General features: G+C 41.6%; 27 protein-coding genes, 2 tRNA genes and 1 rRNA gene. 18 read left to right on the forward strand and 12 right to left on the reverse strand.

Going from position 1 to position 20,788, the window contains the following annotated elements; translation table 11 throughout:
- Together C6Y07_RS16400 and C6Y07_RS16405 are read right to left on the reverse strand one after the other, a co-directional pair.
- On the reverse strand, positions 1 to 900 hold the full coding sequence (locus tag C6Y07_RS16400) for an alpha/beta fold hydrolase (RefSeq protein ID WP_066031269.1): 900 nt from the start codon (positions 898 to 900) through the stop codon (positions 1 to 3).
- Between the two features lie 56 nt (positions 901 to 956).
- Complete coding sequence (locus C6Y07_RS16405; RefSeq protein ID WP_060595615.1) at positions 957 to 1,409, reverse strand: MarR family winged helix-turn-helix transcriptional regulator; 453 nt, start codon at positions 1,407 to 1,409, stop codon at positions 957 to 959.
- A 239-nt stretch (positions 1,410 to 1,648) separates the two neighbouring features.
- Between C6Y07_RS16405 and C6Y07_RS16410 the strand changes: the two genes are divergently transcribed.
- Positions 1,649 to 2,254, forward strand: coding sequence for a TetR/AcrR family transcriptional regulator (locus C6Y07_RS16410; RefSeq protein ID WP_060595616.1), 606 nt, complete (start codon positions 1,649 to 1,651; stop codon positions 2,252 to 2,254).
- A 31-nt stretch (positions 2,255 to 2,285) separates the two neighbouring features.
- Positions 2,286 to 3,485 carry an MFS transporter gene (locus C6Y07_RS16415; protein WP_060595617.1) on the forward strand — a complete coding sequence of 400 codons (1,200 nt, stop codon included), beginning with the start codon at positions 2,286 to 2,288 and terminating at the stop codon, positions 3,483 to 3,485.
- 32 nt (positions 3,486 to 3,517) lie between these two features.
- Here C6Y07_RS16415 and C6Y07_RS16420 read toward each other — a convergent pair whose 3' ends face one another.
- Positions 3,518 to 3,844 carry a hypothetical protein gene (locus C6Y07_RS16420; RefSeq protein WP_223251108.1) on the reverse strand — a complete coding sequence of 109 codons (327 nt, stop codon included), beginning with the start codon at positions 3,842 to 3,844 and terminating at the stop codon, positions 3,518 to 3,520.
- Between the two features lies 1 nt (position 3,845).
- Here C6Y07_RS16420 and C6Y07_RS16425 point away from each other — a divergent pair, with 1 nt between their 5' ends.
- A complete protein-coding gene (locus C6Y07_RS16425; protein ID WP_106157061.1) occupies positions 3,846 to 4,631 on the forward strand; it encodes a GNAT family N-acetyltransferase in 786 nt (261 codons plus the stop codon).
- Here C6Y07_RS16425 and C6Y07_RS16430 read toward each other — a convergent pair.
- Complete coding sequence (locus C6Y07_RS16430; protein WP_034666017.1) at positions 4,626 to 5,099, reverse strand: GNAT family N-acetyltransferase; 474 nt, start codon at positions 5,097 to 5,099, stop codon at positions 4,626 to 4,628. The two genes, C6Y07_RS16425 and C6Y07_RS16430, sit on opposite strands and share 6 nt — an antisense overlap.
- Before the next feature lie 53 nt (positions 5,100 to 5,152).
- Here C6Y07_RS16430 and C6Y07_RS16435 point away from each other — a divergent pair, with 53 nt between their 5' ends.
- A complete protein-coding gene (locus C6Y07_RS16435) occupies positions 5,153 to 5,422 on the forward strand; it encodes a YesK-like family protein (protein WP_060595619.1) in 270 nt (89 codons plus the stop codon).
- Here the strand turns inward: C6Y07_RS16435 and C6Y07_RS16440 are convergent.
- Both C6Y07_RS16440 and C6Y07_RS16445 read right to left on the reverse strand, forming a co-directional pair.
- The gene (locus C6Y07_RS16440; protein WP_034666010.1) at positions 5,419 to 5,958 is read right to left on the reverse strand and encodes a GNAT family N-acetyltransferase; all 540 of its coding nucleotides are present in this window, start codon (positions 5,956 to 5,958) and stop codon (positions 5,419 to 5,421) included. The genes C6Y07_RS16435 and C6Y07_RS16440 overlap by 4 nt on opposite strands.
- Positions 5,955 to 6,350: a VOC family protein gene (locus tag C6Y07_RS16445; protein WP_034666005.1), complete on the reverse strand. Its 396-nt coding sequence runs from the start codon at positions 6,348 to 6,350 to the stop codon at positions 5,955 to 5,957. The genes C6Y07_RS16440 and C6Y07_RS16445 overlap by 4 nt, the downstream gene beginning before the upstream one ends.
- A 192-nt stretch (positions 6,351 to 6,542) precedes the next feature.
- On the opposite strand from C6Y07_RS16445, the gene C6Y07_RS16450 reads away from it, so the two are divergent.
- The 5 genes from C6Y07_RS16450 (at position 6,543) to C6Y07_RS16470 (ending at position 9,988) form a co-directional block, all read left to right on the forward strand.
- Positions 6,543 to 7,085, forward strand: coding sequence for a dihydrofolate reductase family protein (locus C6Y07_RS16450; RefSeq protein WP_060595620.1), 543 nt, complete (start codon positions 6,543 to 6,545; stop codon positions 7,083 to 7,085).
- A gap of 109 nt (positions 7,086 to 7,194) precedes the next feature.
- On the forward strand, positions 7,195 to 7,668 hold the full coding sequence (locus C6Y07_RS16455) for a MarR family winged helix-turn-helix transcriptional regulator (RefSeq protein ID WP_060595621.1): 474 nt from the start codon (positions 7,195 to 7,197) through the stop codon (positions 7,666 to 7,668).
- On the forward strand, positions 7,652 to 8,275 hold the full coding sequence (locus C6Y07_RS16460) for a nitroreductase family protein (RefSeq protein WP_060595622.1): 624 nt from the start codon (positions 7,652 to 7,654) through the stop codon (positions 8,273 to 8,275). Before C6Y07_RS16455 ends, C6Y07_RS16460 begins: the two co-directional genes overlap by 17 nt.
- Before the next feature lie 17 nt (positions 8,276 to 8,292).
- Positions 8,293 to 9,345 (forward strand): LLM class flavin-dependent oxidoreductase, encoded by a 1,053-nt coding sequence (locus tag C6Y07_RS16465; protein WP_034665991.1) that lies wholly within the window; start codon positions 8,293 to 8,295, stop codon positions 9,343 to 9,345.
- Positions 9,346 to 9,694: 349 nt separating this feature from the next.
- Complete coding sequence (locus C6Y07_RS16470) at positions 9,695 to 9,988, forward strand: hypothetical protein (protein WP_034665989.1); 294 nt, start codon at positions 9,695 to 9,697, stop codon at positions 9,986 to 9,988.
- 33 nt (positions 9,989 to 10,021) lie between these two features.
- Here the strand turns inward: C6Y07_RS16470 and C6Y07_RS16475 are convergent, their stop codons facing one another.
- Positions 10,022 to 10,585 carry a helix-turn-helix domain-containing protein gene (locus tag C6Y07_RS16475; protein ID WP_034665985.1) on the reverse strand — a complete coding sequence of 188 codons (564 nt, stop codon included), beginning with the start codon at positions 10,583 to 10,585 and terminating at the stop codon, positions 10,022 to 10,024.
- Between the two features lie 109 nt (positions 10,586 to 10,694).
- Between C6Y07_RS16475 and C6Y07_RS16480 the strand changes: the two genes are divergently transcribed.
- A complete protein-coding gene (locus tag C6Y07_RS16480; protein ID WP_060595624.1) occupies positions 10,695 to 11,282 on the forward strand; it encodes a LysE family transporter in 588 nt (195 codons plus the stop codon).
- A gap of 4 nt (positions 11,283 to 11,286) precedes the next feature.
- On the opposite strand, the gene C6Y07_RS16485 is transcribed toward C6Y07_RS16480, so the two are convergent.
- Positions 11,287 to 11,838, reverse strand: coding sequence for a GNAT family N-acetyltransferase (locus C6Y07_RS16485; protein WP_066031267.1), 552 nt, complete (start codon positions 11,836 to 11,838; stop codon positions 11,287 to 11,289).
- A 127-nt stretch (positions 11,839 to 11,965) separates the two neighbouring features.
- Positions 11,966 to 12,859 (reverse strand): LysR substrate-binding domain-containing protein, encoded by an 894-nt coding sequence (locus tag C6Y07_RS16490; protein ID WP_106157063.1) that lies wholly within the window; start codon positions 12,857 to 12,859, stop codon positions 11,966 to 11,968.
- A 202-nt stretch (positions 12,860 to 13,061) separates the two neighbouring features.
- Here C6Y07_RS16490 and C6Y07_RS16495 point away from each other — a divergent pair, with 202 nt between their 5' ends.
- The 3 genes from C6Y07_RS16495 to C6Y07_RS16505 all read left to right on the forward strand — a co-directional run bounded on the left by C6Y07_RS16495 (position 13,062) and on the right by C6Y07_RS16505 (position 15,200).
- Entirely contained in the window at positions 13,062 to 14,051 is a 990-nt protein-coding gene (locus C6Y07_RS16495; RefSeq protein WP_060595627.1) for an aldo/keto reductase family protein, read from the forward strand.
- A 152-nt stretch (positions 14,052 to 14,203) separates the two neighbouring features.
- Positions 14,204 to 14,389 carry a CsbD family protein gene (locus tag C6Y07_RS16500; protein WP_106048625.1) on the forward strand — a complete coding sequence of 62 codons (186 nt, stop codon included), beginning with the start codon at positions 14,204 to 14,206 and terminating at the stop codon, positions 14,387 to 14,389.
- Between the two features lie 148 nt (positions 14,390 to 14,537).
- Positions 14,538 to 15,200: an O-methyltransferase gene (locus C6Y07_RS16505; RefSeq protein WP_106048626.1), complete on the forward strand. Its 663-nt coding sequence runs from the start codon at positions 14,538 to 14,540 to the stop codon at positions 15,198 to 15,200.
- Between the two features lie 36 nt (positions 15,201 to 15,236).
- Here C6Y07_RS16505 and C6Y07_RS16510 read toward each other — a convergent pair whose 3' ends face one another.
- Both C6Y07_RS16510 and C6Y07_RS16515 read right to left on the reverse strand, forming a co-directional pair.
- Positions 15,237 to 15,557 (reverse strand): AzlD domain-containing protein, encoded by a 321-nt coding sequence (locus tag C6Y07_RS16510; RefSeq protein WP_034665961.1) that lies wholly within the window; start codon positions 15,555 to 15,557, stop codon positions 15,237 to 15,239.
- Positions 15,554 to 16,279 carry an AzlC family ABC transporter permease gene (locus C6Y07_RS16515; protein ID WP_066031263.1) on the reverse strand — a complete coding sequence of 242 codons (726 nt, stop codon included), beginning with the start codon at positions 16,277 to 16,279 and terminating at the stop codon, positions 15,554 to 15,556. The genes C6Y07_RS16510 and C6Y07_RS16515 overlap by 4 nt, the downstream gene beginning before the upstream one ends.
- Positions 16,280 to 16,575: 296 nt before the next feature.
- Between C6Y07_RS16515 and C6Y07_RS16520 the strand changes: the two genes are divergently transcribed.
- Both C6Y07_RS16520 and C6Y07_RS16525 read left to right on the forward strand, forming a co-directional pair.
- Positions 16,576 to 17,451, forward strand: coding sequence for a DMT family transporter (locus tag C6Y07_RS16520; RefSeq protein WP_106157064.1), 876 nt, complete (start codon positions 16,576 to 16,578; stop codon positions 17,449 to 17,451).
- 79 nt (positions 17,452 to 17,530) lie between these two features.
- On the forward strand, positions 17,531 to 18,550 hold the full coding sequence (locus C6Y07_RS16525) for a S66 family peptidase (protein WP_106157066.1): 1,020 nt from the start codon (positions 17,531 to 17,533) through the stop codon (positions 18,548 to 18,550).
- A gap of 192 nt (positions 18,551 to 18,742) precedes the next feature.
- On the opposite strand, the gene gltP is transcribed toward C6Y07_RS16525, so the two are convergent.
- Complete coding sequence (gene gltP, locus C6Y07_RS16535; RefSeq protein ID WP_034666069.1) at positions 18,743 to 19,993, reverse strand: glutamate-aspartate/proton symporter GltP; 1,251 nt, start codon at positions 19,991 to 19,993, stop codon at positions 18,743 to 18,745.
- 369 nt (positions 19,994 to 20,362) lie between these two features.
- On the opposite strand from gltP, the gene C6Y07_RS16540 reads away from it, so the two are divergent.
- From C6Y07_RS16540 to C6Y07_RS16550, 3 genes are all read left to right on the forward strand, one after another.
- Positions 20,363 to 20,439, forward strand: a tRNA-Arg gene (locus tag C6Y07_RS16540).
- An 11-nt stretch (positions 20,440 to 20,450) separates the two neighbouring features.
- Positions 20,451 to 20,524: transfer RNA gene (locus tag C6Y07_RS16545), tRNA-Gly, on the forward strand.
- A 134-nt stretch (positions 20,525 to 20,658) separates the two neighbouring features.
- Positions 20,659 to 20,788, forward strand: a 16S ribosomal RNA gene (locus C6Y07_RS16550); the annotation flags it as partial.

Consider the following 20,788-nt stretch of genomic DNA (forward strand, 5'->3'; position numbering starts at 1 on the left):
TTATGCATGTTCCTGATGATACTTTTCAGCACGTGTTTTTAAAGAGAGTAAAATATCTCGCCATATATCGTCTACATCTGTAAGAAAATGTCCCGCTTGATCTATATAATAGGTTTTGACGTTTGGAATCGTTGGAGCCACTTTTTCTATTTCTACAAATGGAGCCATCGTATCCTCTTTTCCATGCCATACATCAACAGGGATTTGTATATCTTTCATATCGAATGCCCATGGCTGCGAGAGCAAATATGGTTCATGAATACATTCATCCACCGATTGACGAGTGGCTTCGTGTAAATGCATCATCATCATCTCTAACTGCTCATCGGTTTGAAGGAATTGACGGTCCCATGGATGTAAATGTTTGTTCCCATTTTTGGCCAGCTTCTTAAATTTCTCTGGTTTTTTCTCAATCATTTTTTTCTGGGAACGATAGCTTGCTTTCAATAGCCAAGGGAACTTCTTACTGAGGAAAAAAGCCAATTTGTTCTCTTTGAGCATACTCTTAGGCGGTTTTCCGTCCTGAAATGGCGTTGTACTTGAGATCAGAGCGGCTGAAAGGACTCGATTCGGCAATTGATAAGCACAGCCAGCAGCGAATGCGCCGCCTCCAGATACACCCATCACTGAAAAATGGTGAATGCCTAGATGATCTGCCACTTCCAGCACGTCTTTTGCCCAGTCTAAAATCGTACGGTCAGGATGAGGGGTAGATAAACCAAATCCAGGTCTGTCTAAACAGATGAGGCGAACACCGAGCTCTTTAGAGATTGGGTCATCATCTAAAAACATGACTCTTGATCCAGGTGTTCCGTGAAAAAAGAATACTGGAAACCCTTCAAGATCACCGTATTCACACAAACCAATATGACGTCCATCTTGTAAATGAATCCTACCCATATTTTCATCCCCTTAATAGTTTATCTAGCTTAAATGTTGATGAGAGAAACACCGAATTAAGGCGCTTCTTTTGCAATCTGATAGATTTTTTCGTATAGAGATAATAATGTTTTTAAATCTTCTTTTGGAAGCCTTGCATAGTATTTTTGAATAAGGTGCAATTGAATTTCTTCCGTATTCTTGTGATAGTCATGACCCTTTTGAGCAAAATCAACAATGATTTCTCTTCGGTTATGTGGATTAATTTCTCGTTTGACATAGCCAAGCTGCTCAAGCTTTGATACAAGCTGGCTAGCGGCACTTGCCGAAATTGAAAAGTAATCAGCTAGTTCGTTGATTGTTCTCGTTTTTGTCCGTAATAATTCAAGTGTCAGCTCTTGTTTGGCTGATAAATCTGCATACTCATGTTTTAAAAATCGTTGATACTCTTCTACATAGATAGAGCCTAGTGCATTTGAGTATTCAATGATTTTTTTACCGTAATGAATGATTTCCTCATCCAATGACATCACCTCTATTCTATTATAGGCAATCCTTATTGTTAAGTGAAGTTAAATATTAAGAATTATTAAATGATGAGAGGGCATAAATGACCGTATTGTTTGTTTTCACATGATTCACTCCTTATGAATTCGATGACTTTTTCATTGTATTTTGAAAAAGATCCATTTATAATAAAAAAATAAACCAACTGGTCGGTTTTGATTTGTCCTTGCAAAGAAAAGCAAGGTAGAAGGGATTGTGAAAGATGACAAGTACACAAAGCGGGGCTGGAAAGAGCGAGAAGACGAAGCAAAAAATCGTCACCGCTTCTCGTGATTTATTTGCGAAAAAAGGATATTCAGAAACATCCGTGCGGGATATTCTAGAGGCTGCTGAGGTTAGTAAAGGCAATCTCTATCACCATTTTAAAGGAAAAGAGTTCTTGTTCCTTCATATCATGGAAGAGGATCACCGTTTGATGATGGAGACGTGGCATCAGGAGAAACAAACGATGCACCGGGCCATTGATAAGCTCGCCGGATTTGCAGAGCTGCTCAGTCAAATGGGGATTAACTACCCATTAATGAGAGCGAGTGAGGAATTCTGTGCAAGTGCCTTTACATCAGACGAGGTCATGGAACGGCTGAACAAGATTGATGCCGATTTTGATGATGTGATGAGAGACATCTTACTTGAAGGAAACGAAGATGGCAGCTGGTCAATTCAGCATGTGGAGTCAAAAGTGAAAATATTACTTTCCGTTTTTTACGGATTAGACGTGTTATATAAAAGTGACACCATCCAACAGAAGAAAGAGTTACAAAAAGAGGCGATCTCATTGTTTATTCACGGAATCAACCATCATGAGTAACAAGTGAGTCAGTAAAGGAGAAACAAACATCATGCAAAAACCGATTCGTGAGCAAAAAGCTGTACTCGTTATTTTATTAAGTAATATATTTATTGCGTTTTTAGGCATCGGTCTCATCATTCCTGTCATGCCGCTATTCATGAATGTAATGCATCTAACAGGGAGTACGATGGGATACCTTGTGGCGGCGTTTGCCGTGGCTCAGCTCATTGCTTCACCTATTGCAGGGAGATGGGTAGACCGCTACGGAAGAAAGATTATGATTGTGTCAGGACTGTTTCTATTTGCGTTATCAGAACTCGTCTTCGGTCTTGGGACACACGTGTATGTGCTGTATTTTGCAAGGCTGCTAGGCGGCATTAGTGCGGCATTTATCATGCCGGCTGTCACTGCTTATGTCGCAGATATCACGACCGTTCAAGAAAGATCAAAGGCAATGGGCTATGTGTCAGCGGCCATTAGTACCGGTTTTATTATTGGCCCGGGCATTGGCGGATTTATCGCAGAATATGGCGTACGCCTGCCATTCTTCTTTGCAGCAGGGATTGCGTTTATTGCCGTCATTTCGTCTATGTTTATGCTGAAGGAGCCATTAACAAAAGAAGAGCGAGCGAAACAAATGGGTCAAGTGAAGGAATCTACTTTCTTTAAAGATTTGAAAAAATCGATTCATCCAAGCTATCTCATCGCCTTTATCATTGTGTTTGTCCTCGCTTTTGGACTATCTGCGTATGAAACAGTCTTTAGCTTGTTTACAAATCATAAGTTTGGATTTGGACCAAAAGATATTGCCGTCATCATTACCGTCAGCTCGATTGTGGCGGTCATCATCCAAGTACTTGTGTTTGGTAAACTGGTTAATGCCCTAGGGGAGAAAAGAGTCATTCAGCTATGCCTGATTGTCGGTGCGGTCCTTGCTTTCGTTTCGACAGTCGTTTCAGGCTTTTTGGTTGTACTGATTGTCACATGTGTCATTTTCCTTGCGTTTGATTTATTGCGACCAGCATTAACGACCTTCTTATCCAAAATCGCTGGAAACCAGCAAGGATTTGTCGCAGGGATGAACTCCACCTACACAAGCCTAGGTACGATTTTCGGCCCAGCACTTGGCGGCATTTTATTCGATCAAAATATACATTTCCCATTTCTATTCGCAGGTGTTGTCTTATTTCTTGGGTTAGGCTTAACCCTTATTTGGAAAGGGAAGGCAGAAGAGCCTGCGGCAGAATAACAGACAAGAGACCTTTATTGAGGTCTCTTTTTTTATGACTGTGGCTTCAGACGATTCAATGCCTGTGCCATTTTTTGATTTTGATGCTTTTTGTAAAACAGAAAGGCGATGATATGACCAGTCAGTGTCAGAAAGGCAATGCCGTTGAAATAAGGCATAATCAATTGCAGTAAAGCAGTCGAATATAACGCGGCCGCCCCTAATTGAAAGGCTAAATTGATGGCGGTGGAGATGAGAATGTTGACAGGTGCAGGGATGGTAAAGTAGTTCCACGGTAAAGGGTAAAAAGAGTCACTGCATGCGCGCAGCTTTTTATTTATAATGGAAGGAAAGAACATGTTCGTGAAAGGAGGGAGCACTGTGCATCTCTTGGAGAAGCAAAGGTCACCATCGATGAAAGAAGGAATTCGCCAGATCGACCCGGCATATCCAGTGTTTGTAGATGCGGTCATGGATGGTTTCATACAAGGGCATCTTTATGTAGATGATGTAGAGCACCCTCTTGTTTTTTTTCTTGAAGCTGCATGCGGCATTTATTATGTTGCAGGCAAGAGAGAAGCGGAGCTGTCACGCTGCTTGGCCTTCATTGTGGATGTTTACGAAAGACAGAGAAGACAAAACGGCCGGTTTACCGTATTTTCAGCGAATCAATCAACAGATGTGATGATGAAAAAATGTCTTGGTTCACATCTAAATGAGATGGAAAGACATGCGTACGTTTTTCCGCAGGCACATTCTTATGTCCATGTGCCTCATCCGGGCTATAGAGTAGAGCGGACAAATGAACAGGTGATCAATGCAAGCAGGGCTTTTCCTCCTAGCTATTACGAAGCCTATTGGGGGAGAGCGGCGCGTTTTCTATCAAAAGGAATCGGAGTTGCCATCTTAGATGGAGAGAACGTGGTGAGTGAATGTGTCTCCATTTTTTCAAGTGAAGATCGTGTGGAGATCGATATTTGGACAGAAGAAGCCTGCCGGGGGAAAGGTTTGGCGCAGCTGGCAGGTCAGCAGATGATCAGGAGCTGTCTTGAAAATAAGAGGACACCGCATTGGGATTGCGATGTCCATCACCTAGCTTCGATCAAACTGGCAGAGAAGCTAGGCTTTCAGCAGACAAAAACCTATCGAGTGTTTTATGGCTCATGATGAGAAGGTTTTGAGATACCAAGCATCCATCGCAGAATGCTCAGAGCCATCAATCGGTTCTGAGAGAAGAGAAAAGCCATATCGCTGATAAAGGCCGGTGGCTGCAGTTAATTCTTGGCGGGTTTCTAAATAACATGCTTCGTAGTATGTAGAGGCATATTGCAGCGCCGTATCCATCAGTTTTTTGCCCGCACCTTTTCCTTGTGCCTTTGGACTTAAATAAAGCTTTTGTAATTCACAGATGTCGTTTGTAAATGGAGCAATGCCTACGCCGCCTACAATGTCACCATTCTCTTCAGCAATCCAATAGGCTGCATGAGTCAATGATTGATAGTATTCGAAAAGCTGGTCAAGGTGGGGATCAGTGTAGGCGGTTCCTTCAATCGCCAAATTCGCCGATTCTAGTGACTGGCGGATAATCGCTGCGATATACGGATTGTCTTTTTGCTCAATGGGTCTAATGTTCATTGGAAGTACCTCCATTGTTATAAGATAAAAAAGAGAATGGGAGTTGAAACAACATGTTTTGGCTGCAAACCGCTATTTTTACAATCGTTGTATTGTGTCTCTCATGGTGGGCAGGGAAAAGACGCAGACACCGTCATGCGGGGCTAATCCTCCCTATATGCTTCATCCTATTTGGATTGGTTTTATTGATATCCAGTTTCTTCATTGGCAGATGGGAAGGCATGGCGCTTAGTATATCAAGCATCTCTATCGTTCTCTCTTCCATGATTTGTTTGATCATCGTCACAGCGATTCAATTTTTTAAAAAAGATGACCCTTCTTAAGCGGGGGCATCTCCACTGTTCATCTGATTGTATTCTTCACGAAGGATGCCCATGATGATCACATCTGAGTAGGTTCCATTGAAATAGAGTGCTTGGCGTCTTTTCCCTTCATATTGAAATCCGGCTTTCTCATAGCTTCTGAAGGCTCTTGGATTATGGGAAAAGACTTCGAGCTCAAGACGATTGAGTTCTAATGTATCAAAGGCGAATGCTTGAACCATCCGGACAGCTTCTGTACCATAGCCCTTTTGGAAATGTTCTGGTCCATGAAGCGCAATGCGGAAGCTTGCCGTATGATTAATTGGATCAATGTCCACAATCGCCGCATCCCCAATCATTTCTTTCGTGTCTAGCAGACAAATGGCGAAATCTCGTCTGCTGTCATCTTGTAAAAATCGGGTATAGGCTGAACGAATCTCTTCTAGTGTGAACGTTTTGCGTGTGCCAGTCATATAAAGAGTTTCTGCATGCTGGCATCCTCTTTGAATACCAGGATAATCCTGCTCTTCGATCGGTCTCAAAAATAAGCGGGTCATGACGGATCACCCTCCTCTATATATCGAGAAATTTCAATTAAATTCAGATCAGGATCACGGATATAAACAGATTCAATCGGACCTAATGTACCTGTGCGCCTGACTGGCCCTTCTTCAATAGGAACCACTTGCTTGCGAAGGTGCAGCAGCAGACTATCCATATCTAAATCGGTGATAAAGCACAAATCACTAGAGCCAGGAAGTGGGTGAGCCGCTGCCCGCTCAAATTCATGACCAGCTTCATGAAGGTTGATCTTCTGTAAACCAAAACGAAGCGCTTTACGGCCTTCTCCAAAGGTTTCTTCCTTCATTCCTAATACGTTTGTATAAAAGCGAATGGTGTCCTCCATATGTTGTACAGTCAACACGATATGATCAAGTCGTCGTATCATCAGTCTCTCCTCCAAGTATGATCATTGATTGAACTGACTTTATTATATCATTACCTGAAGAGGATACCTTATTGAATCACGGTGTTGAAGACATGAAAATGGAAGATGGCAAACCCTTGTATCCTTTGTCTTTCCTTTCTGATACAATGGGGATAGAATATATGTTCTTATTTAGGGTAAGGAGTGATGGGATTGAGTCAGAAAAGGAAGCTGCTTTTTTATGGGGCGATGAGTATCGATGGCTATTTAGCGAGAGAGGATCACCGGCTCGATTGGCTAATAGGGACAGAGGGTGAAGAAGATACGAACTATGATGACTTTTATGCGTCAGTTGATACGCTGATCATGGGGCGCAATACATATGAACAGGTTCTTCAGCTGTCACCAGATGAGTTTCCTTATGAAAGAAAGACTTGTTATATCATGTCACGTACTTTACAAGACAGTCTGAAAGGAACTCATATCATTCGAGAAGATATCTTATCATTTGTGAAAAAATTAAAAGATGTACCAGGTCAGCATATCTGGATTGTCGGCGGCGGGGAACTGCTTCAGTCTTTCATAAAAGCAGGATTGGTTGATGAGCTTTACCTTCAAATCGCACCTGTCATGATTGGGAGAGGCATTCCTCTGTTTTCCCCAGCGGATATGGAATCCAGGTTTTCATTAAAAGAAGTACGACAATACAAGCAGATAGCTGAAATGCATTTTGTCTTAAAAGAAGAGGATCACTGACCTGAGGTGGTCTTTTTTTTATGAAACAAACTCGTTGACAATAAAATATCCTAGTGTTAGGATAAATTTATCCTAGTTTTAGGATTTCTTGAAAAAAGGAGTAGTTGCCATGGTGCAGCATGAATATGAATTAGACTTAAGGCTATTCCGCGTGTGGATGAAAGCCTATCAAGCTCTTTTTACAAATATCCAAACAGACATTGAACGTTATGATATCGGATTTGAGAACTTTCAGATCCTTGAATTGCTCTATAGTAAGGGGCCGCATCCTGTCCAAAAGATCAGCGACATCCTGTCAATCCCAAGTGGAAGCATGACATATGTCGTGAACAAACTAGAAAAACAAGAGCTGGTGAAAAGGCAATGTGCACCCTCTGATAAACGTGTATTTCATGTATTGCTGACGGAAAAAGGAAAGCAATTGTTTGATGACATTTTTCCTAAACACACAGATGTCATTTCGCAAAACCTATCCTTTATTGAAAAAGAAGAAAAAGAACGGCTCATTGAATTACTAAAAAAAATCGGTTTAGGTGCAAAACAACTTCACGAAAAGGGGAAACACGATGACACTCAGCTTTGATACATTGGTACGTGAAAGACGATCCGCATCAAATTTTTTGCCAAATATCTCGATTTCGAGAGAAGAGCTTAACAGCATATTTGAAGAAGTCAAAATGGCACCATCTGCTTTTAACTTACAGCACACACAATATGTCGTCGTCCAAACAGAAGGTCTCAAAGAACAAGTAAGAGAAGCTGCATTTGGACAATATAAGGTGCATTCCGCCTCAGCAGCGATCATTGTACTGGGAGACCCAAAAGCTTATCAGCAAGCGGGGAACATCTATGAAGGTCTGAAAATGCTTGGCATTTTAAACACGCAGCAATACGAAGAAATGGTCAGAGAGACGATGACCTTTTATGAACAGAGAGGAGCGGATTTTCAGAAAGAAGAGGCGATCCGCAATGCTTCATTATCTGCGATGCTGTTTATGCTCGCCGCCAAAAACAAGGGATGGGACACGTGCCCAATGATCGGTTTTGACCCTGAAGCAATGAAAAATGTGTTGAACATCGAGTCGGATTTGGTTCCTGTATTAATGATCACACTCGGAAAAGAAAAAGTAGAGAGCAGACAAGCGAGAGGCTACAGAAAACCAGTCTCTGAATTCGTAACATACTTATAAGATAGGGGGTTCCATTCATGGAACTAGGAATTAGTACATTTGTAGAAACAACACCTGATTTTCAAACAGGAAAAACAGTCAGTCACGCACAGCGTATTCGAGAAGTAGTCGAAGAAATTATTTTAGCAGATCAAGTCGGCCTTGATGTATTTGGAGTAGGTGAGCATCATCGACAAGATTTCGCTGCATCGAATCCTGCTGTCGTCTTAGCGGCTGCGGCAACACAGACAAAGAATATCCGTCTGACAAGTGCAGTGACAGTCCTTTCATCAGCAGATCCTGTTCGTGTCTTTCAGGACTTTGCAACATTAGATGGACTATCCAACGGGCGTGCAGAGATCATGGCAGGCCGTGGTTCATTTATTGAATCATTCCCGCTCTTTGGCTATGACCTGAATGATTATGAAGAATTATTTGAAGAAAAGCTTGATTTGCTGCTCAAATTACAGCAGTCCGAGCGTGTCACATGGAGCGGAAAGCATCGCCCATCTATTCAAGATGTTGGGGTATATCCAAGACCCGTTCAAGATCCGCTTCCAATTTGGATCGGCAGTGGGGGAAACCGTGAATCTGTTGTACGTGCTGGATTATTGGGGCTGCCGCTAGTACTTGCTATCATTGGCGGGAGTCCTAGACAGTTCGCACCGCTTGTACAGCTGTACAAGCAAGCGGCAGTGCACGCTGGACATGACCCAGAGAAATTAACCGTAGCGTCACATTCGCATGGATTTGTTGCGGAAGAAACAGATCTTGCAGCAGACCAATTCTTCCCTTCCACACAGCATGTGATGAACACATTAGCAAGAGAGCGAGGCTGGGGTCCATATACTCGTTCTACATTTGATGCAGCGAGAACGTTAGAAGGCGCCCTGTATGTAGGAGATCCAGATGCAGTGGCAGAGAAAGTGATTCACCTTAGAAAAAATGTAGGAATCACGCGTTTTATGCTTCATGTACCGGTTGGTTCCATGCCGCATGATCAAGTATTAAAAGCCATTGAGTTATTTGGAAAAGAAGTCGCTCCTAAAGTAAGAGAAGAGATTGCCCGCTGGGAAGCAGAGCAAGCATAACGAAAAAGGTCGATCAAGCCTATGCACTTGATCGACCTTTTTGATGCTTAAGGATCAATAACACAAGGTTTCACTGTAGGACATGAAGCAGCAGAAGCAAGTGGTGTGGTCGTCAAGGTGAAGAGGAAAACAAGTTGAAAACAGATGAGCCATTTTTTCATGAAATCACCTCCGTTCACAATTGTTTGACGGAATGAGATGAGGATAAAAGCATAGAAGTATAGAACACTCTCTATCCAACATAAGACAATCATATCATAATTTTCAAAAAAATGAAAAAATAACTTATAAAAGGACTAAATTATGGTATGGTTAATATGTTCAACAAAAAAAGGGAGGGATTTTTTTTATGAAAAAGGTCATGTCTTCAGTTTTGGTTGGAGCAATTGTCTTAACAGGTGCCGGGGTCACAGCTGCTCCAGTGGAAGCAAAGGAGCAAACAAAAAGTGAAATAACCGTTCAGGCGAGTCGAACTGTCTCAGAAACAAGAACGTATACGACCTCGAACATCCCAGAAAGTATTGTCTATGCAAAGGATGGCTGGGTCGGTATTTTAAAACAAACCTCTATTGAAGAATTAGGATTAGGAAAATACAGAGTCACATTTACTGGAACGGTTGTACGTGATCCGGGATTTAATTAAATAAAACGCAAAGCTGACAGGTGGACAAGCCTGTCAGCTTTTTTCATGAGGATAATAAAGAATCATTTGCAGCCGTACCATTTGTTCTCCGGTTTGTTTATATGCATGCGAACGGTCCGCTTTAAAACGAATGGAGTCGCCGGCCTTTAAGCTGTATTGCTCATCACCAATGGATATATCAAGCGCTCCCTCAAAAACAGTGATCAATTCCTCTGTTCCGCCAATATGTTCATTCGCATGCAGCGACCCGCCAGGATCAATTTCTACTCGGTACACTTCAAATTTTCCCCGGTCATCAAAGGGAAAAGTCGTATACACGCGATATCTCCCGTCATCTTCCGTTAAAATCTGTGCATCTTCCTTGCGTACCACCTTGATTTCAGGCTGTGGTGCGTAAATGAGCTCACTAAAAGACACCTTTAATCCGTTGGCGATTTTCCACAAAGTCGTGATGGTAGGGGTTGATTCTCCTCTTTCAATTTGTCCAATCATGGTTTTACTGACACCAGTTAATTCTGCCATCTTTTCTAGGCTTAATTTTTTTTGATCTCTAAGAAGCCTCACATTTTTAGAAATAATCGATTGTACATCTTCCATGAAAAAACTCCTTTCTCTATTTACTTTATAAAGACCAAACGTTACAATAAAACGTAACATACGTAATGAAGTAATTAAAGTCTTAATAACGTACGAGGGAGGCGGCAACTTGATTCTTTCTATGTTGATCTATGCTTTTGTGAGCAGCTTTACCCCGGGGCCAAACAACATCATGGCCATGGTCTTTACGAATAAGTATGGGGTCAAGCAAACATTTCGATTTTGTTTAGGTGTGGGTATCGGATTTCTCGTCATTTTGTGTTTGAGTTGCTTCTTTAATATCATTCTTTATCAAGTGATGCCGAAAATAGGCTGGGTCATGGCGTTCATCGGAGCCGCATACATGATTTATTTAGCTGTCAAAATCATGAAAAGTAAAGGCGGGGATGACGAAACCCTTGACCGCTACAATCATTTTGTTCCTGGTATGATGCTGCAATTTATCAACCCAAAAGCGATCTTGTATGGGTTGACCGTGATTTCAACCTTTGTTTTGCCATATGGACAATCTAATATGCAGTATGTGATATGGACATTGATTCTCGCACTTATTGGCTTTCTCGGTACATTCAGCTGGAGCCTATTTGGCTCTTTATATAAGCGCTTTTTGACTGCTTACGAAAAACCGTTCCAGTTTGTCATGGGGCTGCTTCTGATATACAGTGCGATTTCAATGGTATGGGGCTATGTGATGTAAGTAGTCAGAAGCTTGGCCTCTGCCTGCCCATCACAACAGTATTGTAATAAAGTCCATCTGCCAGCCGTTTATCATTTTTTAATACCCCTTCAATCAGAAAGCCATGGCACTCATATAACCGAATGGCTTTTTGGTTGGTTTCCAGCACGTGAAGTGACATCTTCTGGATGCCTTGCTGATCAGCCCAGTCAATAGAAGCGGCTAAAAGCTCTTTGCCAATGTGATAGCCCCAGGCATCCTTTTGTATGGCGATGCCAAATGTCACTTTGTGAGCAGAGCGCTTGAGTGAATGTCCCTCACATCTAGAGAAACCGACAATCTCTCCTTCAATATCAGCGACCAAAAATAAATGCCTGCTTTGTTTGGCATCCTCTTGAATCAAAACCTCAAAATCTTTTTCATGAAGAAAGGCTTCGCCTGGCTCACGGTCTAAATATTCTGTTTCACCATCAATTTTCAGTCTGAGAGCTGATAACTGCTTGGCATCGCCAATTGCAGCAGACCGAATACGATAGGTCAAACCACGAACGGTGAATATGTTTTCAGAGATGATCATTGAACAGAGCACCAACCTTTCTTTCCATTATGTCTATCATACCTGAAACGTGTACATTGCAGGTTAAAGCTTTTAAGCCTGTCTTATAGATAAGTATTTTTTAATCCAGCTGACCCTGTCTGGATCTTCATGATTTAGACTGAGAACTTAAATAAGCTTCTCTCACAACTGTTAAAAAGTGGTCAGCGACGGTTGATGTATCATCTTGTCTCCATGAAACATATAAATTTACTTTTGGTGTAGTTTCTTGGATTTTTCTATAAACAACCCCTGCGCGTTTTACGCTTTCTACTGAGGATGAAACCACAGAGATTCCCATTCCTGCAGCAACTAAATTAACAATCGTATGCATTTGAATAGCTTCCTGAACTACGTTTAAACTTATGCTATTTTCCCAAAAGTAGCTGATAATTAAATCATAAAATGCTGCACCTAGATGACGTGGAAACATGATAAATGGTTCATTGGCTAATAAATGAATTGGAACTTTGGGAAATGAAGCTAAAGGATGATTTTCTGGCAAAACCAAGCTTAATGATTCCTCACAACAAATTTCTGAGGTAAGTATCTTATTATTTTGGTTAGAACGAATAAATCCTATTTGAATTTCTTTCTTATATAGTGCTTTTAACTGCTGTTCTGTAGCCATTTCACATAAGACAAGATGGATGTTAGGAAAATTTTCTCGAAACCTTTTAATAATATCGATCACAATATCAGTAGAATCTACGAAACCGATCGTTAACTGACCTATCCTTCCGTCATCTGCAAGTTGTGTTGCTTTAATCGTTCTATCTACTTGAAGAAGCGTACGGCGGGCTTCTTCTAAAAATACTCTCCCCGAATCTGAAAGTTTAACCTGTCTTTTCGTTCTATGAAAAAGCGTAACACCTAACTCTTCTTCTAATTTACGAATTTCTTGACTTAATGGAGGCTGTGCCATTTTAAGACGTTCAGCTGCCCGGCTAAAATTTAGTTCTTCAGCAACCATTATAAAATAACGTATTTGTCTCAGATCCATTTTTTATGCCCCCCTATAAATTTCATACTTGCTTATTGTGTAAAATGATTACAAAGGATTGTTATTAAACAGTTTTGCGCTTTTTTAATGGAAATATTTTTAATTATATAAAATATATATATATTTATCTGAATATATATATTATACATATTAACGACCTCTTTTTATAATGAAAGTATTCTTTCAAAAGGAGGGCATTGTTATGGAGTATAGTAAACTTGGATCTAGTGGATTAACAATTAGTAAACTTGCTTACGGAAACTGGATTAATCATGGTGGTAAGATAAATGAAGAAACTGCCCATGATTGTGTGAAAGCTGCTCTTGATGTTGGTATTACGACGTTTGATACTGCTGATGTTTATTCAGACACCAAGGCTGAAGAGATACTAGGCAGGTCTTTAAAAGGGATCCGGCGGGAGAGTATTGAACTTTGTACAAAAGTATGTCATCCAACTGGTACTGGGAAAAACGATAGAGGATTATCACGCAAGCATATTTTGGAAAACTGTAATGCCTCTTTGCGACGTTTACAAACGGATTATATTGATATTTACTATGCACACAGGTTTGATCCAACTACACCTCTGGAAGAAACGATGTTAGCTTTCGCAGATCTAGTAAGACAGGGTAAAGTGAACTATATTGGTGTAAGTGAGTGGACAGCAGAACAAATTACTCGAGGGGCAGCGCTTGCACGAGAGCTAAATGTCCCCCTTATCGCCAGCCAACCTCAATACTCCATGTTATGGAGAATCATTGAAAGTGATGTAATACCGACCTGCCAGCGTGAAGGACTTGGCCAGGTAGTATGGTCGCCTTTGGCGCAGGGGATCCTTACTGGAAAGTATCTCCCAGGAAAATCACTTCCGACTAATTCGCGTGCTAACTCATCTGCTGGAAAACCTTTTTTTAAAAACCTTGCTCAACGCTGGATGAATAATAACACCTTAGAGGCGATCCAAAAGCTTAAGCCCGTCGCACAAGAGGTTGATCTTACTCTCGCTCAGCTTGCGATAGCATGGGTACTGCAAAACCAGAACGTTTCTGCAGCAATTATTGGTGCTTCTAGTCCAGAACAGGTGAGGGAGAATGCTTTAGCATCTGAGGTGAAAATTGAAACTGAGATGATGAATCAGATTGACGAAATTCTAGGTGATCTGGTTGAATACGATCAGAGTAAAACAGGTTAAAGCTTTTAAGTCTATCTTATAGATCATTATTTTTAATCCAGCCGACCTTGGCTGGATTTTCATGTTGCTGTAGTTTCTTGGATCGCACACTCAGATGTTTTGTATCTCTCAAAAAGGCTAAATGAATAGTATCAAACGTGGAGGTGGAACAAATGCGTGAAGAAAAAGGACATATGGATAAAGCGAAAGGAAAAACAAATCAAGTCAAAGGTCAAGTGAAAGAAAAGCTTGGCGAAGCAACAGATCATCAAAATCTGAAATCAGAAGGGAAAAAGGATCAGGCAAAAGGAAAGCTTCAAGATAAAAAAGGGGATTTGAAAAATCACCTCAACCAGTAAACCCGAAAACATGGCACTGCTTCATGTCTCCATCATGACATGTCTTTCATCAATAAAATGAATAGATGTGTGAAAAGAATTGATTATACGCGCTCGCTATCATCATGTAGACTTGAAACAGAAGACATGATTAAGGGAGATGGTTGAGATGAAGCAAGTGTGGGAGAAAGTTGACGAGTATCTCATAGACAAGTTGATTCCTAAAGATGATGTTTTGGAGCAAGCTCTTACTAATAATAAGCAAGCAGGCCTGCCAGAAATTGATGTGTCACCAGCTCAAGGGAAAATGCTTTATTTATTAGCAAAAACCAAGAATGCAAAGCGCATTTTAGAGATCGGGACACTCGGTGGATACAGTACCATTTGGTTGGCGCGTGCTCTTGAAAAGGATGGAGAACTCATCACATTAGAGGCTGTCAGCCACCATGTACAGATTGCGCAGCAAAACATCAGCAGAGCGGGCTTATCGGAACGGGTGAGCATTTTGCAAGGAGAAGCATTGGATACGCTATCTCAGTTAAAAGAGAGGGATGTGCTTCCATTCGATTTGATTTTCATTGATGCAGATAAACCGAACAACCCGAAATATCTAAAGTGGGCGTTACATTTCTCGAAAAAGGGAACAGTCATTATTGCAGACAATGTCGTCAGAAATGGAGCAGTCCTTCATGAATCTGATGGGGATGAACGAGTGCAGGGAACTCGTGAATTTTTCAATTTACTCAAACAAGAGTCAAGAATAGAGGCTACAGCCATTCAAACTGTTGGTGAAAAGGGTTACGATGGATTTGTATACGGAATCGTAAAATGAAACAAAGCTTAACCACATGCGGTTAAGCTTTTTCTTTTAGAAAAACCATCTAGCAGTTCCCATCAGCATGACGCCTACAAGAACAGTAAGTGACAAGCTTTTTGTCCAAATAGCGATCAGTACGGTCGGAACTAAGACAGCAAGGTACATCCAGTGAATGGTGACGCCTGTTGTGGTATGAATGAACAGATGCTCTGCAATCAAAGCTGTAAAGATACAAATGGGAATAAACGATAACCACTTAAGCACCACTTCAGGCAGCTCGATACTTCGTACAAATAAAAAGGGAACGACCCTTGGAATGACGGTTACAATCATACAGCCGAGAATCAGCCATATCATAAAACTGCTGATCATTTATCTGTCACCACCCCAATGGTTGCGACAATCATGGTGGCTAACAGAACAGCCACGTGTGAGGGAACAAAATGAAGCAGAACAAACATTGCAACGACCATATACAAAACAAGTGACAGGCGATGGGTTAACTTACTTTTAGGCACAGTTTGCAAAGAAAGAACCAACAGCGCAGCAAACATAGCGGAAAGGGCAAAATCAAGACCAAGGGCTTCAGGATTTGAAATCCAGTGTCCAAAAATGCCGCCAAGTATACAGGCAGCAATCCAGCACAAATAAGCCGTTATGTTCAGCCCATGCATCCACCGATTATTCAGCTTGCCATGCTGGGCTAATTTATTCATGGCTACGCCAAAGGATTCATCAGTCAGCAATAGACCGAATCCAATGTTTTGTTTCACAGAGTAGCGTGTAAAATGAGGAGCCAGCGTCAGGCTGAGCAATAAATGACGCAGATTCACAATAAATGTAGTGAGAATAATAGCGGAAAGGGGACTTCCAGTGACAAGCAGTGCACAGATAATAAACTGTGAAGCACCTGCATAAATAAAGATTGATAGAAGCGCAATGTCCCATAAGCTCAACTGTGCGCTAATTCCAACAATTCCGAAGGCAAACCCAATACTCATATAACCAAGCAGGGTTGGCACACAATCTTTTATTCCCTCGAGAAATGGTTCATGCTCCGTGCTGGGAATGTGTTTTCTAGCTTCAATATCCAACGACCTCTACTCCTTTTCTGCGTGACCACCTATAGTTTTACTTACTATATGAAAACGAATTCAGCATGTCAATAGCCGCTTATCTTCTATTATATGAAGAAAAAAGGTGACAAAAAAGGATTGAAGTCAACCAGAATTTGTTATAAAGTATCAGAAAATAAAAATAATTGGAGTGACGGCAATGCTATGGAAGCCTTTGTTTGAACATGATGTTCCAAATGCCCTCCGTCCATAACGGAGAGTGATCTCCGTTTGTGGATATGGTCATCAAAATATCCAGTAACGGAGGGAAAAAGATGAATGAAAAATATATAGGCGCCCTTTACCTAGCAATCGCTGCAAGTATTTGGGGCGGCATGTACGTTGTTGTCAAAGTAACAGTAGCGGTTGTTCCGCCACTTGAGCTCGTTTGGATGAGATATGCTGTAGCAGGAGTCGTTTTGGTGTTCACCATTTGGCGCTTGGGCTATTCCTTTCGATTAGATAAAAAAGATATCCCACTTATAGTGGTGATTGGGCTGATCGGAAATTTTCTTTCCATCGTGACCCAAGAAATCGGGACGATGTATACGACTGCACAAATGGGGGCCGTTATCACATCTGCAACACCTGCGTTTATGGTGCTGTTTGCGTTCTTTCTATTAAAAGAAGCCATGACTGTTCGAAAGTGCGCATCCATCCTGCTTGCTACAGCAGGTGTATTGCTCATGATTGGACCAGTCGCAGTGCAAACAGATGAATTTGTTGGCGGTCTTTCATTGATCATCGCTGCTTTAACATGGGCGCTTATGTCTGTTTTGCTAAAACGAGTTCCAGGAAAATACCCTCAGGTGGTGACAACCACATATGCGATCATCATTGCATTCATTGTTTTAACACCGCCAGTATTATTTCGTTTACCTCACCTAGATGTGGAGCAGATGGCAAGGCCAGAGATTTGGGGCGGTATTCTTTATCTAGGCATCATTTCAACAGCTTTAGCATTCTTTTTGTGGAATAGAGGGCTTCAATTGATGGATGCCTCAAGCGGAGGTCTATTCTTTTTCTTTCAACCGATCGTAGGTGCCATTCTTGGCTGGCTGCTTTTGGGAGAAGAAATGGGATTACGCTCATTCATTGGCATTCTATGTATATTTGCAGGTGTCTATACTGTGCTGCGTCAAAAGGAATAAGAGGAGATGTCCCTTGTAAAAGGGGCATCTTCTTTAAAATGGGTAGGTTTGAGAGATTGGAGAGAATGGGGGAAACAGGATGATACAATTTCCGCATTTACAAAAAGGACAAACGATTGGTGTCACAGCACCTTCCTCAGGTGTACAGCCATCTTTGCATGACATGTTTCAGCTCTCATGTGAACGAATGAAAAACAGAGGCTATGATGTCATATGTGGAGAGACGGTATGGCACCAGGAAAAGGCAAAATCAGCGCCTGCCATAGAACGAGCAAACGAGCTTCAGTATATGATGACGTGCGATGAGATTGACCACATCATCCCGCCATGGGGAGGACAGCTTTTGATGGAAGTGCTAGAGCACCTTGATTTCTCAACGATGCACAAAAAGTGGATTCTTGGTTACTCAGATACGAGTGCACTCTTGCTGGCATTTACATTAAAAACAGGCATTGCTACAGCACATGGCCCAAACTTAGTGGATTTACGAGGGGAAGAGTCTGATCAAACGACTGCTATGTGGGAAAAAGTGCTTTCCACAGAAGAGGAGATGGACATTACTCAGTTTTCTTCATATAAGTATCAAAAGGAATGGCAGCATGACACCCCGAGTCAACATGTCTTTCATTTAACAGAGCCTACAAGATGGCGCACGGTTCATCCACAGGAGATGGCGGTGAAGGGGAGAATGATGGGAGGCTGCATTGATATCATACGTCACTTAGCGGGGACACCTTTTGGAGACGTTAAAGCTTTTCAGGAAACATTCATAAAAGGTGAACCGATTCTCTGGTACTTCGAAAACTGCGCATTAAATGCTACCAGCATGAAGAGATCACTTGTTCAATTAAAACTAGCCGGGTGGTTTGACCACTGTTCAGGTATCATGTTTGGGCGAAGTGCAGTTGATGTGCCAGTGGAAGGGTATCAATATCGGGACGTATATGAAGAATTACAAAAGGAATTACAAATCCCCATTTTCTACGATATAGATTGTGGGCATGTCCCGCCACAAATGACGCTGATTAATGGCGCATATGCAGAAGTGCAGCTGCAACCTCAAGGCAAAGCGGTCCTAAAGCAAGCATTTTTATCATAAGAAAAGGAAAGGGGAAGCCCTTTCCTTTTGTCTTCTTTTCAGCGTGATAGAAAACCTTTGAAGTCTAGGAAGGACGAGTACCGGAGCGGAGCGAATTTGACATTCGTGAGCACCGGAGCGCAGGACTGACAACGAATGCGAGGGTTTGTCTACACGCTGAAGGAAAGGGGAAGCCCTTTCCTTCATATAACACTACATCCCTTTTGTTTCCTCACCTGCTTTTGGAACTTCCCATGCGGACTCACGGAATACTTTTTCCCATTTCGATACGACAATACATGCAACGGCATGCCCTGGAACATTCACACCTGTTCGTGCCATATCCATAATTCGATCAACACCGGCGATAATGGCGACGCCTTCTGCTGGAAGACCTACTGCATGGGCGGTTGCTAAAAGAACGACGAGTGAACCGGATGGCACTGCTGCAATCCCTTTACTCGTTAACACAAGAACAAGCATCATCAAAAGCTGCTGTGACAAACTCATGTCGACACCAAACGCTTGTGCAAGAAACACACAGGAAACCGATAAATATAAACTTGATCCATCACAATTGAGAGAGAGACCAGATGGAATGACAAAGGAGACGATTCTTTTTGGACACCCGTATTTCTCCATTCGTGACATAAGCTGAGGAAGGACAGTTTCTGTACTTGTAGTAGAGAAGGCAACCAAGAACAAATCCCAAATCATTTTTAAAACTTCGAAGTAGTTAAAACGGAAGATCAGTGCGACCAGAGGGAACAAAGCAAAGAGAATAATGAATAATCCTAAAAATACAGTCCCGACAAGCTTCATCATTGGGATTAATAAAACAATGCCATATTGGCCAACGGAAGCAGCCATTAATGCAAGAACTCCAATAGGTGCTGTCACCATGACCATCTGCGTTAGCTTAAACATAATTTGTGCCACTGATTCAAAGAAGGTGAGAACAGGAGCGGATGCTTTACCGATGCCGCTTGCGGCTACACCAAATAATATGGCGAAGAAAATGACAGCAAGTAAATCATTCTGAGCCATGACATCGACGATATTCGTTGGAATGATATCGAGTACCATTTGTTTAAAGTCGACGACTTTCTGCGTATAGCCATCTAATTCACCAATATCTTTCTTAGCTAATTTAGAGAAATCAAGGCCAACGCCAGGCTTTAGAACATTAGCCAGCAATAGACCAATTCCTAGAACGATGGTTGTGATGACCTCAAACCAAATGATCGTCTTTAATCCTAGGCTGCCCATTTTCTTCATACCGCCACTGCCAGCTGCACCAATAACAATGGTAGAGAAAACGATAGGAACAACGATCATTTTAATCAATCTGATGAATCCATCTCCAATTGGCCGCAGTGCCATCCCGAAGTCAGGAAAGAAATGGCCGATAAGAGCTCCTATCACCAAAGCGATCATGATTTGAAAAGCGACGAACTTTTTCATCATCTCCTACCTCCTTTAAATGCTTGGAAAATATTAAGAATTTTCCAATAAATAAAAATTCTATGTGACCATGTTTTGTCCTCCTTTGGATTTAGAAAGATTTTATTTAAGAATCATTAGAATTATGAAGAAAGAGAAGAAAATAGGGCTATTGCATCTCTATTTATCTAAGAAAAAACCACTTCTTAAAAAATATGAAACTTTTTTAGAAAAATGTATTGACCCATTTATGTGATCCATGGTATATTTTTATTCGTCGCTGATGACGTATTTGAAACAAAGACATTCAAACACATGCGACAAACAAATTTTAAAAAGATGTTGACTTGATAAAAACGATATGTTAAGATAATTAAGTCGCCTGATTAAGCGCCCGTAGCTCAATTGGATAGAGCGTTTGACTACGGATCAAAAGGTTAGGGGTTCGACTCCTCTCGGGCGCGCCAATACAAATCACGCGGGTGTAGTTTAGTGGTAAAACCTCAGCCTTCCAAGCTGATGTCGTGAGTTCGATTCTCATCACCCGCTCCATTTTGAAACGTGATCTTTGAAAACTAAACAAGACAAAACGTACCTGTTAATTCGAGTTTTTATAAAAAAATCCTATGAAACATCATAGGTAGTCAGTCAAACGCTGACGAAAAACAAAACTTCGGTTTTGTACTTTTTCGGAGAGTTTGATCCTGGCTCAGGACGAACGCTGGCGGCGTGCCTAATACATGCAAGTCGAGCGGACAGAAGGGAGCTTGCTCCCGGATGTTAGCGGCGGACGGGTGAGTAACACGTGGGTAACCT

Origin of the sequence: Bacillus sp. LNXM12-1 (genome assembly GCF_003004375.1) — a bacterium.
Lineage (GTDB): Bacteria > Bacillota > Bacilli > Bacillales > Bacillaceae > Bacillus.

What these genes read in the sequence shown, in the direction of transcription:
- C6Y07_RS16455 (WP_060595621.1), top strand. Translation starts at nt 7,195, where the DNA reads ATGGTGCAGCATGAATATGAATTAGACTTAAGGCTATTCCGCGTGTGG.
- C6Y07_RS16510 (WP_034665961.1), bottom strand. Translation starts at nt 15,557, where the DNA reads ATGATCAGCAGTTTTATGATATGGCTGATTCTCGGCTGTATGATTGTA.
- C6Y07_RS16445 (WP_034666005.1), bottom strand. Translation starts at nt 6,350, where the DNA reads ATGATACGACGACTTGATCATATCGTGTTGACTGTACAACATATGGAG.
- C6Y07_RS16410 (WP_060595616.1), top strand. Translation starts at nt 1,649, where the DNA reads ATGACAAGTACACAAAGCGGGGCTGGAAAGAGCGAGAAGACGAAGCAA.
- C6Y07_RS16485 (WP_066031267.1), bottom strand. Translation starts at nt 11,838, where the DNA reads ATGATCATCTCTGAAAACATATTCACCGTTCGTGGTTTGACCTATCGT.
- C6Y07_RS16440 (WP_034666010.1), bottom strand. Translation starts at nt 5,958, where the DNA reads ATGACCCGCTTATTTTTGAGACCGATCGAAGAGCAGGATTATCCTGGT.
- C6Y07_RS16460 (WP_060595622.1), top strand. Translation starts at nt 7,652, where the DNA reads ATGACACTCAGCTTTGATACATTGGTACGTGAAAGACGATCCGCATCA.
- C6Y07_RS16400 (WP_066031269.1), bottom strand. Translation starts at nt 900, where the DNA reads ATGGGTAGGATTCATTTACAAGATGGACGTCATATTGGTTTGTGTGAA.
- C6Y07_RS16470 (WP_034665989.1), top strand. Translation starts at nt 9,695, where the DNA reads ATGAAAAAGGTCATGTCTTCAGTTTTGGTTGGAGCAATTGTCTTAACA.
- C6Y07_RS16505 (WP_106048626.1), top strand. Translation starts at nt 14,538, where the DNA reads ATGAAGCAAGTGTGGGAGAAAGTTGACGAGTATCTCATAGACAAGTTG.
- C6Y07_RS16415 (WP_060595617.1), top strand. Translation starts at nt 2,286, where the DNA reads ATGCAAAAACCGATTCGTGAGCAAAAAGCTGTACTCGTTATTTTATTA.
- C6Y07_RS16490 (WP_106157063.1), bottom strand. Translation starts at nt 12,859, where the DNA reads ATGGATCTGAGACAAATACGTTATTTTATAATGGTTGCTGAAGAACTA.
- C6Y07_RS16495 (WP_060595627.1), top strand. Translation starts at nt 13,062, where the DNA reads ATGGAGTATAGTAAACTTGGATCTAGTGGATTAACAATTAGTAAACTT.
- C6Y07_RS16465 (WP_034665991.1), top strand. Translation starts at nt 8,293, where the DNA reads ATGGAACTAGGAATTAGTACATTTGTAGAAACAACACCTGATTTTCAA.
- C6Y07_RS16520 (WP_106157064.1), top strand. Translation starts at nt 16,576, where the DNA reads ATGAATGAAAAATATATAGGCGCCCTTTACCTAGCAATCGCTGCAAGT.
- C6Y07_RS16475 (WP_034665985.1), bottom strand. Translation starts at nt 10,585, where the DNA reads ATGGAAGATGTACAATCGATTATTTCTAAAAATGTGAGGCTTCTTAGA.
- C6Y07_RS16435 (WP_060595619.1), top strand. Translation starts at nt 5,153, where the DNA reads ATGTTTTGGCTGCAAACCGCTATTTTTACAATCGTTGTATTGTGTCTC.
- C6Y07_RS16405 (WP_060595615.1), bottom strand. Translation starts at nt 1,409, where the DNA reads ATGTCATTGGATGAGGAAATCATTCATTACGGTAAAAAAATCATTGAA.
- C6Y07_RS16430 (WP_034666017.1), bottom strand. Translation starts at nt 5,099, where the DNA reads ATGAACATTAGACCCATTGAGCAAAAAGACAATCCGTATATCGCAGCG.
- gltP (WP_034666069.1), bottom strand. Translation starts at nt 19,993, where the DNA reads ATGAAAAAGTTCGTCGCTTTTCAAATCATGATCGCTTTGGTGATAGGA.
- C6Y07_RS16525 (WP_106157066.1), top strand. Translation starts at nt 17,531, where the DNA reads ATGATACAATTTCCGCATTTACAAAAAGGACAAACGATTGGTGTCACA.
- C6Y07_RS16500 (WP_106048625.1), top strand. Translation starts at nt 14,204, where the DNA reads ATGCGTGAAGAAAAAGGACATATGGATAAAGCGAAAGGAAAAACAAAT.